This window comes from Colwellia sp. MB3u-8, assembly GCF_014076985.1.
In the GTDB taxonomy this organism is placed as follows: domain Bacteria; phylum Pseudomonadota; class Gammaproteobacteria; order Enterobacterales; family Alteromonadaceae; genus Cognaticolwellia.
This window is the reverse complement of sequence record NZ_JACGVA010000036.1, coordinates 1-12,467: the sequence shown is the minus strand read 5'-3', so window position 1 is coordinate 12,467 and position 12,467 is coordinate 1. Positions and strand designations below refer to the sequence as shown.

Below are 12,467 nucleotides of genomic sequence, written 5' to 3'. Positions count from 1 at the left end.
AGAAGATTCAAACTCACTTTTAAAACGTTAACTTAACTGTTTAGCTCTTATAAAGAGTAGTTAAGCTATTAAAACCGTTCGTTTGGGTTACCCCTTGGAACTGGAGCGCATTCTAGCGATTTCTGACTTCACGTCAACACCTAATATCAATTAAATTGCGATTAAATGTTTGTTTGCTTTTTAATTGAGCAATGCGATGATAAAACAAACTTATTTTATCAACTTACTGGCTTGCTCAAGGTTATTAACGCGATTTACACCTTCAATCTGTTCTAAAGAAGCCTCATCAGTGTAACGGCTATTAACAAGTATTCTGCATTTGATACCGGCATTACTAGCGGCTTGCATATCAGAGACCTTATCACCAATAAAAACACTTTCAGCTAAAGTCAGCGAAAATTCTTGTTGTGCTTGTATGATCATACCGGGCTCTGGCTTACGACAGTGACATGGCATAACAAATTCATTGACACCTTTCGTTGGATGGTGCGGACAATAGTAAACTTTAGTAATAGTTATTGCTTGCTCTGCAAAGGCGTTAACCATCCATTGCGATAATGCTTCAAAGGTTGCTTGATCATAATAACCTCTAGCAATACCGGCTTGGTTAGTAATAACAAAGATTTGATAACCTTTAGCTATCGCTAATCGGCAAAGCTCAAAGATGCCGTCAATAAACTCAAAGTCTTCAATTTTGTGCACATAGCCATGATCGATATTAATAATGCCATCTCTATCTAGAAAAAGTGCTTTTTTCATTTTACTCTACTTATACCTGTGCTCGACTATTTACTGATGCTAGGCATCTGTACTTCTTTAACCGAAAAAGACGAGATTATCTCGTCTTTTTTTTTACTGACTGTAATTTCGATAATCGCTTATCAAAATTACATACAAAGGCCGCCATCAATTTCGATAACTCGCCCAGTGAAGAATTCATTTTCAAAGATATATTTAACGGTATGGGCTATTTCATCGGCTTCACCTAAGCGCCCTACGGGTTTCATTTTTTCTAAGCGTTCACGCATTTCAGGTTTCATTGCATCTGTCATTGCGGTGTGAATAACACCGGGAGCAATAGCACCAACCCGAATGCCATGGCGACCAAGCTCTCTTGCCCAGGTAACTGTCATGGCAACTACGCCAGCTTTTGAAGCCGCATAATTGGTTTGCCCCATATTACCACCACGTGCAATGGAAGACATATTGATAATAACGCCTTTGCGCTTACCTTCTATCATATGAACCGCCGCTTCTCGACCACATAAAAATACGCCGGTTAGATTGACATCAATGACCGATTGAAATTGATCCAGTGACATTTTTTTACTCACCACACCATCTTTAGCTTTAACAAACATACCATCACGCAATATGCCAGCATTGTTAATCAAGCCATCAATACCATCAAAGTCACTATTAATTTGACTAAAGGTTTTTTCAACATCAGCTTCGTCTGTGACATTGGCAATATAGTATTTTGCACTTGAACCCGCTTCTACAACTAATTTAACCGTTTCTTGTAAAAGCGCTTCATTTAAATCAATTAATGCGAGCTTAGCGCCCTGGGTCGCTAAATTAATTGCCATCGAACGGCCTAGACCTTGTCCACCACCGGTGATCACGATGACTTTATTATTCAAATTCATTATTTTTCCTTTATCTCTATTATTATATTATCTAGTTGATTGGGCTAAAAAACCAATCAATTAATTTACTGTCAACATCACTAATATTTGAAAAAGACCAATTTGGATTTTTGTCTTTATCGACTAATAACGCTCTAACACCTTCGCAAGTTTCAGAATATTGACAACAACGTAAGATTAAATTTAACTCTGAGGCAAAACATTCGCTTAAGCTCAGTGTTTTAGTCGTTTGTAGTTGTCTATATATAATACAAGCACTGAGAGGGCTACCCGCCTGCAATTTGTTTTTTGCCTGAGTCAGCCACTTATTCTCTGTTTTTACATTTAGAATCGCTGTGTGAATATCAACAATGTTATCGAAAGCCAATAATTTGGCTATGTCCGCTTCATTTGCTTTTAACTCAGAGTGTAAGTGATGCTCAAAATCATTAGAAAACCCCAGCAAGGTTTGATCTAGCAATTGATAATTTTTATTATTGTCTTGCCAGTCAACTGTTAATAAATGATCAAAAATATCCTTTTTAGATAAACTATCAATAGTATAATCCGACAAGCCAATATATTTAGCATCTGCGGCATTAAAAACAGCACCTGTGATCCCTAAAAATAGTCCTAGTTCGCCAGGGGCTTTATTTAAAAACCAACTAGAGCCTACATCCGGGTATAAGCCTATTGTTACTTCAGGCATGGCCATTAAAGTACGCTCAGTTGTGATGCGATGACTGGCACCCGCAAACAAACCTACTCCGCCACCCATGACATAACCATCGCCCCAGATCATAATGGGCTTGCTAAAATTGTGAATTAATTGATCAAGGACATATTCTTGGCCAAAAAAGTCATGAGCGAAGCCGGTTTTAATGACTTGATCATCTATTGGTGTTACTAGCTCGTTTAGGTAGTGATAAAGACTAACCACATCCCCCCCGGCACAAAAGGCTTTTTCACCCGCGCCTTGTAAAATAACTACAGCGATACTGCCATCTTGTTGCCAAGCCGTGAGTTGTTGGGTTAACAGTTTAATCATCGAAAGATTTAATGCATTGAGCGATTTAGGGGCATTAAGTTCTGCTACGGCTATTTTTTTATTATTTTTACTGCTTAACTCTGTAAATATCACATCACTCATTTAGTTTTTTTCCCGCTATTTTACTGGTTAATTTTGTTATTTAATTTCGCTATATAATTGCATTAGTTAGCTGCATGGTTAATCAACTATATAATCAATAATTATATAGTTGCATCAATAACCACAACGGTTCGGCCGGTAACTGTGCCATCGACATAAGCGTCAAATGCGTTAGCTAAGTCTTTAAACTCAATGGTTGTGGGAGAAATTAAAGCCAATTTTGTTGGTTTCAAGTCAGTTGATAATCGCTGCCAGCCTTGGGTACGAACTGATATCGGCATTTCCACTGAATTGATACCCAATAAACTCACACCTCTTAAAATAAAGGGCATAACGGTCGAATCCAATTTAATGCCTCCAGCCAAACCAATGGATGCAATATTACCCCACACGCAAGTAGTACGAGTGAGCCAAGATAAAGTATCACCACCCACGTTGTCGACTGCGCCGCCCCATTGGGCATTTTCTAAAGGTTTGGTGCCCATTTCAATTTCATTACGATTGATTAATTGGCTTGCGCCCAATGCTTTTAAATAAGGTGCTTGTTCGACTTTACCGGTAAACGCAATCACTTCATAGCCGATATTCGACAACATATTAATAGCAAAACTACCCACACCGCCTGTTGCCCCTGTCACTACAATGGGCCCGCGTTCAGGCACTTGACCATTGTCTTCCATTCTTTGTATTGCAAGGGCTGCGGTATAACCGGCAGTACCTAAAGCCATGACATCACGTAGGCTCATACCCTGGGGTAAATTAACCACGGAATCCGCTTTAACCCGGGCATACTCGGCGTAACCACCATCATAAAGTTCAGATAATTGTGCCCCACAAACTAGCACTTTATCACCGGTTTGAAAACGCGAGTCTTCAGAGCTAACAACAACACCTGACAAATCAATACCACCGACCAGTGGATAGGTTCTTAAAATACGCCCTTTGCCTGTGGCCGCTAAGGCATCTTTATAGTTAATATCGGAGTAAGCAACTTTAATAACCACTTCACCATCAGTTAAGTCGTTTAAGCTAATTTGCTCAAAACCGCTGGTAATGGTTTTATCGTTTTTATGGATACGAAATGCCGTAAATTTTTTAGGAACTGTTGACATGTTAACACCCTCTCTATTAGTTATTTTAGCGGCTAAGCTGAGAAATTAGACTCAGCCGCTAATAAAATAGTATTACCCTGCCTCAACTGACTTTAAACAAGATAGGCAGCAAAAACTGATGCTAAAGGTTTGTGCATTAACCCGCTGCTGTTAATAATTTAATAACTATCAATGATTATAATTAAAGAAATTTTCTGGCATGGCCATCAAGGTTTTACTGCCGGCTTCAATCGCATGAATATGACCGTCAATTCTTGGTAGTAATCGTTCAATGAAAAAACCACCCACATAAAGTTTTGCTTGATAGAAGTCTTGCTCAGATTGATCTAAAGCTTTTTCTGCCATCAAGGCCCACATATAGCCATAACTCACTAGACCAAATGCGGCCAAATAATCAGTAGCTGAGGCACCAACCATATTTTTATCATGCGCTTGCTCGGCAATGATCAACTCAGTAACCGTTTTTAACTTTTCTAAAGCACCGGCCAAAGGTTGAACAAATTCTGCTAGCACTGGTTTATGAACGTTTTTTTCAATGAATAAATTGATTTCAGTGAAATAAATCTCAAGAAATTGACCTTTGTTAGCAACAACCTTACGACCTAGTAGATCAAGCGCCTGAATACCATTGGTGCCTTCATAAATTTGGGCAATGCGCACGTCGCGTATCAGTTGCTCTTGGCCCCATTCACGAACATAACCGTGGCCACCAAAAACCATTTGCCCTAAGCTACAGCTTTCAAAGGCCATATCGGTCATAAACGCTTTTGCCACCGGCGTTAACAGCGCAACTAACTGCTCAGCTTGTTGTATTTGCGCTTGGTCAGCAGAGAATTTAACAATGTCGAGTTGTTTAGCAACATAAGTGGAGAAACAGCGCCCCCCTTCGTTCAGCGCCCGCATGGTTAAGAGCATTTTTCTGACATCGGGATGAACGATAAGTGAGTCTGCTTTTTTATTGGCCGACTTTACACCCGTAGCACTGCGACCTTGAATACGTTCAAGGGCATATTCTGCCGCTTGTTGATATGAGGTTTCGGCCGCACCAACCCCCTGAATGCCCATACCTAAACGTTCATAGTTCATCATAGTGAACATGTAGTTTAAGCCTTTATTTTGCTCACCGACTAAAAAGCCTTTTGCGCTGTCAAAGTTCATCACACAGGTTGCTGAGCCTTTAATACCCATTTTGTGTTCAATTGAACCACAACTAACGGTATTTCTAGCGCCTAAACTACCATCATCAAGTAATAAAAATTTAGGCACAACAAACATAGAAATGCCACGAGGGCCTTCCGGCGCGCCAGGTATTTTCGCCAATACTAAATGTATAATATTCTCAGTTAGGTCTTGCTCACCACCGGTAATAAATATTTTAGTGCCCGATAAGGCAAAACTGCCGTCGGCTAATGCTTCAGCTTTTGCGGTCATTATGCCTAAATCGCTACCGGCATGAGGCTCGGTTAAACACATAGTGCCGGCCCACTTACCTGAATACATGTTTTCCAGATAAGTTTGCTTCATGTCTTCACTTGCGTGTGCACTCAGTGCCAAACTAGCGCCAGCGGTTAACATAGGATAAAGCGCGAATGAGATAGAAGCAGACTGAGTCATTTCTTCAACAAACGATTGCAACATTTTTGGCATACCCATGCCGCCATGTTCAGGATCGCCACTTAATGCTCCCCAACCACCTTCACAATACATTTGGTACGCTTTAGCAAATCCATCAGGCGTTGTTACCTCGCCGTTAGTCCAACTAGCACCTTGTTCATCACTATTGCGATTCAAAGGCGCGATAACACCAGACGTTAATTTTGCCCCTTCTGATAAAATCGCATCTGCGGTGTCTTGATCAATAAGTTCAGCCACTGCCGGCATGGTTGACCATAATTTTTCAGCATTAAATACTTCATGTAATAAAAACTGCATATCACGCATTGGCGCTTGATAATTACTCATCATTCATACCTATCAGGTTACTTATATAAATTGAACACGTATTACATGTTACGACGATACTGTCCACCCGCTTCAAATAATGAATTAACAATTTGTCCTAACGAACAAACCTTACAAGCATCCATCATAAGTTCAAAAATATTATCCTGTTTAATAGCCGCCGTTTGTAAACGCTTAAGTAATACTTGTACTTCTGCGTCATTGGCTTGATTTAAACTAGCTAGCATCTCAATTTGATAATTTTTCTCTTCTTCTGTGGCGCGAATAACTTCTTCAGGTATCACGGTGGGTGATCCTGTTGAACTGAGGAAAGTATTAACGCCAATAATCGGGTATTCACCTGAATGTTTTAAGTGTTCATAATACATGCTTTCTTCTTGAATTTTGCCACGTTGATACATAGTTTCCATAGCACCAAGCACACCACCACGTTCATTGATGCGATCAAATTCAGTTAATACTGCTTCTTCAACTAAGTCGGTTAATTCTTCAATAATAAAAGCCCCTTGAATTGGGTTTTCATTTTTAGAAAGTCCTAATTCACGGTTAATAATTAATTGAATGGCCATCGCACGACGAACACTGTCTTCAGTTGGCGTGGTAATCGCTTCGTCGTAAGCATTAGTATGCAAAGAGTTACAATTATCGTTTATCGCATAAAGTGCTTGTAATGTGGTACGAATATCATTGAAATCAATTTCTTGCGCATGCAATGAACGACCTGATGTTTGAATATGGTATTTCAACATTTGTGCACGGGCATTGGCGCCATATTTGTTTCTCATCGCTTTTGACCAGATACGACGAGCCACACGGCCAATAACAGCATATTCAGGGTCGATACCATTTGAGAAGAAAAACGATAAGTTAGGACCAAACTCGTTAATGTCCATGCCACGGCTTAAGTAATATTCTACAAAGGTAAAACCGTTCGCTAAGGTTAAGGCCAACTGAGTGATCGGGTTCGCGCCAGCTTCGGCAATATGGTAGCCAGAAATAGACACTGAGTAGAAGTTACGCACGCCTTTTTCGATGAAATATTCTTGCACATCACCCATCAAACGCAAAGCAAATTCAGTTGAGAAAATACAGGTGTTTTGCGCTTGATCTTCTTTTAATATATCCGCTTGAACCGTGCCACGTACTTGCGTTAAGGTTTTCGCTTTTATCGCTTGATATACCTCGGGAGGTAAAACTTGATCGCCGGTTACACCGATTAACATCAAACCTAAGCCGTCATTGCCGTCAGGTAATTCACCTTGATAACTTGGACGTTCACAGCCTTTGTCTTTATAAATTTTAGCAATCGTTGCCGCCACTTCTTTTTCTAAACCATTTTCAACAATAAAGCGCTCACATTGTTGATCAATAGCCGCATTTAAGAAGAAACCTAATAACATAGGCGCAGGACCATTAATGGTCATTGAAACTGAGGTCATGGCATGGGCTAAGTCGAAACCAGAATAAAGTTTCTTCGCATCATCTAAACAACAAATAGAGACACCCGCGTTACCAATTTTTCCGTAAATATCAGGACGAATCGCTGGATCGTTACCGTATAAGGTTACTGAATCAAACGCCGTTGATAAACGTTTAGCCGGCATACCTTTAGAAACATAATGAAAACGACGGTTAGTTCGCTCTGGGCCACCTTCACCCGCGAACATACGTGTCGGGTCTTCGCCTTCACGTTTGAATGGGAATAAACCGGCAGTATATGGAAATTCACCTGGCACATTCTCTTGTAAATTCCACTTTAAAATATCGCCCCAACCTTGATATTTAGGCATACTAATTTTTGGAATATCACTGCCAGATAATGATTTTGAATGGGTAGCTATCGATAGTTCTTTATCACGGACTTTAAATTTAAATTCAGGGTCTTTATAACGTTGAATTTTAGCAGCCCATTGCTCAAGTAATACTTTGTTTTTAGGATCTAAATCTAGCTCGACATGAGCATATAAGGCTGCAAGTTGTGTCACTAAATCAGCAGAAACCTCAGTGTCAGTTTCTTTTGCCGTTGCAATCGCTTGATGAATGCCATAAAGCTTTTGGGCCACTGTTGCTTGCTTTTCAACCCAAGCGTCATAACCGCGGTTATTTTCAGATATTTCAGATAAATAACGAATACGATTACCGGGAATAACGCTACTTTTATTAGCTAAGGTTCCTTCGGTAGAGAGAATATCGCCAACCACTAAGCCAACTTTAGTGTTTAACGCCGTGATCACCGCATTATATAACTCGGTCATGCCACGGTCGTTAAATTGTGACGCGATAGTGCCGTAAACCGGTACTTCATCATCGCCAGCTTCAAACATGCCACGGTTACGTTTATATTGTTTTTTCACATCACGTAAGGCATCAAGTGCGCCACGTTTATCAAATTTATTTAAGGCAATAATGTCAGCAAAATCGAGCATGTCGATTTTTTCTAGTTGTGTTGCCGCGCCGTATTCTGGCGTCATGACATATAAAGAGACATCAGAATGCTCTTCAATTTCGGTATCTGACTGGCCAATACCTGAAGTTTCTAAAATAATTAAATCAAAATCGGTCGCTTTTAAAATATCTAATGTGTCATGAACATACACAGACAAGGCTAAGTTTGATTGACGTGTTGCTAACGAGCGCATATAAACACGGTCATTATTCACCGCGTTCATGCGAATACGGTCACCTAATAACGCGCCACCCGTTTTACGCTTTGACGGGTCAACCGACACAATAGCAATTTTACTGTCACTGCTGGCCATTAAAAATCGACGAATAAGTTCATCAACTAATGATGATTTACCTGCGCCACCGGTACCGGTAATACCCAATACTGGGGTTTTACTAACGGCAGCAATCTTACGAATTTTATCAAGGTTACTTTTATTTTCTGCTGGTGCGTTTTCTGCGGCTGAAATCAAGCGCGCAATCGCTTGTTTTTTATCTTGCAGTGGCACGTCTTTCTTTAAATTAGCTACGTCGTCTTTTTTAACATTAACGCCAGTTTTAAAATCACAACGTTCTAACATGTCGTCAATCATACCTAACAAGCCCAATGCACGACCGTCATCTGGCGAGTAAATACGGGTAACACCATAATCTTGTAGCATTTTAATTTCGTCAGGTAGTATCACGCCACCGCCGCCGCCAACAATACGAATATGCTCACAACCGCGTTCTTTTAATAGGTCATACATATACTTAAAATATTCGTTATGGCCACCTTGATAAGAGGTCATGGCAATCGCGTTTGCGTCTTCTTGAATAGCGGTGTTAACCACTTCTTCAACACTGCGGTCATGACCAAGATGAATAACTTCTGCACCACTTGATTGCAAAATTCGGCGCATAATATTAATAGCGGCGTCGTGACCATCAAACAAAGAGGCCGCGGTAACAATACGGATTTTGTTTTTTAACTGATATCTTGCTGTATTCATCTCATACTCTCTTATGTATCAAAATTTTTTTCACAATGAGTTTTTCACACTCGGTTCAAGCCGTTGTAACGAAAAAACTCGCCATCATGAAACAATAATTATTTTAGTCATCACGACCGACAAAGGGCTAAAGCACTAGTTTTGGTCGTAAAAGTTGATCATGTAAACTTCATAATAAAATTAGACCATACTAAAAATGTAATGAACATTGATTTTATTGTCAATTTGATGGACTATATTGTGATTAGACCAGCTAACATAAACCTTATCATTAACCTTTAGAACCATAGGATAACATGGCAAATATCAAGCTTAATACATCAGCCGACATTCGCTTGTTTATCCCAGTTTTTTTATTAAAAAAGTTATCAAAGCATCGCTTAACTGACGGTTTATATCCTGTTTCATTAGGCATCACACAAGCGAATAACAACTATAAATTACAACAAGAGAATAACCATTGCCATACCTTAATTTACTGCTTGTCGGGTGCGGGTAAATTAGCTTACCAAGGCAAAGAAAGAGTTATAGAACGTGGCGATCTTGTTATTATCAATCCTAATGCCGCGTTCACTTTTACCCTTAATAAAACTCACGGTTCGGTAAAAAATCACAGCCAAAGTGAAAAACAACTGACCAGTCGTGACAACAAAGCAGCTGACAATATTGTCTATTGGATTAATTTTACTGGCACATTAGCACAAGACTTTGCAGAACGACTGTTAATGAAAATGGACAGTGGCAAAGCACATGTGGGAGTCTTGAAAACTATTGTTAGCGACTTTGATCATTTACTGGCATTGGGCGCTCGAGGCTATACCGCGACAAACGTTATTCACGCCGTTCATATTTTGCAACAAGCGTTGAGTTTTCTTGCCCTGCAATTGCGTTTAACCATGTTTAATAATAGCTCAAGTTTTGATTTGGAAGCGGTGGAGGCGTTAATGCGCAACAGTTTACACCAAGAACTAAGCCTAGATACGCTAGCGCATTATAGCCAGCTATCAAAATTTCACTTTGCAAAAAAATTCAAAGAATTAACCGATAGCTCACCTATTCAACATTTTATTAATATGAAAATTCAACATGCCTGTTTACAACTAGATAATAGCGATATTGCGATTAAAGACATTGCTAGCGACTTAGGCTATAGCGACCCTTATTATTTTTCGCGCCTGTTTAAAAAATTAGTGGGTATTTCACCAAAGCAATATCGTGATTCTCGTCATAGTTCATAAGTGTTTTAGCGCAGGTATAATAGCCATTAACTGCCCTGTTGATTAACTACAATTCAAGTAACAAAGCACTTTTTTCATCCTACCTTTTTCACCTTAATAATAAGGGCTATCAACTTAGCCCAACCGACCACTACATCTTGTGTTTACTAGATTTAACCTCTTCGATCACTTATGCCACATAGGAGACATTAGCTATTACAGGTAATCAGACAATATGGATTAGATTTTGAGTAGTTTTCCCGATGCAGCAACTTGTTATGTGCTCTGCTTGAATTATGATCAAAGCTTAAAAGCTAGTTGTCGATAAATACGTGACCTAAGTATGCAAATACACCCATCATTATTCCAGTAAATAGCTGTGCATGGATAAGATAAGAAAGCTTCTTTAACTCTTTTGGTGTGTATCTCCAGCTTATAAATAAACCGAATGCTCCCTGCCAAACAACAAAAAATAGAACGGCTGAAAAAAATAAAATGTCCATGGGTATGCCCATAAGGGCAATATGTAAAAGAATTATTGCAACTGAACCTATGCCAAAATAAATATGTGTGCGATCTAGAAACCGAATTAGTTTCTAAAAAATATTTGCATCTATAGGGGATGAATACTCAGGTAGTATACGCCTTGATAAGGCTCCTTTCCCAAGCACTAATTTAAGTGCTGTTCGAAAATAAATAAATAACCAGAAATAAAAAAACACCAAGTAGTCATTTCTACTACATAAAAATTCTGTGAAATGTTCATCACATTTACACCAAGTTAACGGAGGCGAAATGCCTCAATACTTAGAGTAGAAAAAATTCAAATATTATGGGCATCAACTGAGCTAGAAAAGAGCAATATGATCGCGCAAGCCTTTTAGATCTAGTGAAGATGTGTCGACATTAATTCCGAACGGTTTCTCTTACTACAACCTTCACTAACCAGGCGAACGGCAATGGTAAACGAACAGCCTTCCATAGGGGTGTTTGTTTTTAACGTTGTGAAAACAGTTGAAAAAAGGCCAGAAAAATTTGACTTTCGCTCTTTAATTGATCTAAAAAATAACGTTAATTCTACTGCACTCTAGTTGTCATCTTAGTGTTTTTTTTGTTTTTTCTCAACTTTAGCTATAATCAAAATAACGGCATAAAAAGAGTAATCTATGGACAGAAACTCAAAACAGGGTGTATCAGATAAAGCAATACAAACTGTTTGTATTGGCGGTGTGTATATCATAGATAAACGAATTGGTTATGATAGAAGACTTAAAAAGTACAAATACCAAAAAAAGTATGACCGTAGACTCAGTAAATGGGCCAAAAGCATTAACCGACGTAATCTATCTATTTATATTGTTATTTAAAACGTAAGTGATCAATATAGACCCCATAGTAAGGTACAATTAAAGCGAAGACATACAATTACTAATTTCGAATATTAAATAAAAATGCAAATCTTTACTTCTCCAATGCGCACTATCGAGACATGATCACTTTCGCCACAAAGCCAACCTAATTTCGCATTGAATTCACCACAACCAATAGTCCACTTGGCCACCATTGCGATCGTTCATCATCGAATTATTAATGCTAACTTTGTGCGCATTGAAGACATAAAGCACCTCAGAACATAGAGGTCAACTTTAAGATCATACAGCTGATATAAAATTCATACTCCTATAGCGCCTTAGGGTGATTGCTTTAACCATGAAGCTGGTCATTACTATTTTTAATGATAGATCCAATTTTTATCTTCCGCTGTTGATTATTTCAAGATTGGATAACCCTTATTGGCGTTCTCAATTCTGGAAGACCCAAAGGATTATAAAGTAATATATTATTCTTTTTACTCCAAATTAAAAGTATCTTGATATTGAGTCAAACTCAAAAACCGCCGTATAAATAGATAGCTAGCGGAATGAAGATTATAGAAACCAACGTAGATAAAAATACTGCTA

Annotated in this window: 8 protein-coding genes; 1 reads left to right on the top strand and 7 read right to left on the bottom strand. The window is 38.9% G+C overall.

The window, feature by feature from the left end; all coding sequences use genetic code 11:
- Positions 1–210 precede the first annotated feature (210 nt).
- The 6 genes from gmhB to H4J54_RS02320 all read right to left on the bottom strand — a co-directional run bounded on the left by gmhB (position 211) and on the right by H4J54_RS02320 (position 9,289).
- Complete coding sequence (gmhB, locus tag H4J54_RS02345) at positions 211–759, bottom strand: D-glycero-beta-D-manno-heptose 1,7-bisphosphate 7-phosphatase (RefSeq protein WP_182189223.1); 549 nt, start codon at positions 757–759, stop codon at positions 211–213.
- Between the two features lie 128 nt (positions 760–887).
- On the bottom strand, positions 888–1,649 hold the full coding sequence (locus tag H4J54_RS02340) for an SDR family oxidoreductase (RefSeq protein WP_182189222.1): 762 nt from the start codon (positions 1,647–1,649) through the stop codon (positions 888–890).
- Positions 1,650–1,680: 31 nt separating this feature from the next.
- Positions 1,681–2,778: an enoyl-CoA hydratase/isomerase family protein gene (locus tag H4J54_RS02335; RefSeq protein ID WP_182189221.1), complete on the bottom strand. Its 1,098-nt coding sequence runs from the start codon at positions 2,776–2,778 to the stop codon at positions 1,681–1,683.
- A 101-nt stretch (positions 2,779–2,879) separates the two neighbouring features.
- Positions 2,880–3,890, bottom strand: a complete 1,011-nt coding sequence (locus H4J54_RS02330) for an oxidoreductase (RefSeq protein WP_182189220.1) — start codon at positions 3,888–3,890, stop codon at positions 2,880–2,882.
- A 168-nt stretch (positions 3,891–4,058) separates the two neighbouring features.
- Positions 4,059–5,855, bottom strand: coding sequence for an acyl-CoA dehydrogenase C-terminal domain-containing protein (locus H4J54_RS02325; protein WP_310650163.1), 1,797 nt, complete (start codon positions 5,853–5,855; stop codon positions 4,059–4,061).
- Positions 5,856–5,893: 38 nt separating this feature from the next.
- On the bottom strand, positions 5,894–9,289 hold the full coding sequence (locus tag H4J54_RS02320) for a methylmalonyl-CoA mutase family protein (RefSeq protein WP_182189219.1): 3,396 nt from the start codon (positions 9,287–9,289) through the stop codon (positions 5,894–5,896).
- A gap of 296 nt (positions 9,290–9,585) precedes the next feature.
- On the opposite strand from H4J54_RS02320, the gene H4J54_RS02315 reads away from it, so the two are divergent.
- Positions 9,586–10,527: an AraC family transcriptional regulator gene (locus tag H4J54_RS02315; protein WP_182189218.1), complete on the top strand. Its 942-nt coding sequence runs from the start codon at positions 9,586–9,588 to the stop codon at positions 10,525–10,527.
- A 293-nt stretch (positions 10,528–10,820) separates the two neighbouring features.
- On the opposite strand, the gene H4J54_RS02310 is transcribed toward H4J54_RS02315, so the two are convergent.
- Positions 10,821–11,009 (bottom strand): hypothetical protein, encoded by a 189-nt coding sequence (locus H4J54_RS02310; RefSeq protein WP_182189217.1) that lies wholly within the window; start codon positions 11,007–11,009, stop codon positions 10,821–10,823.
- Positions 11,010–12,467: the final 1,458 nt, after the last annotated feature.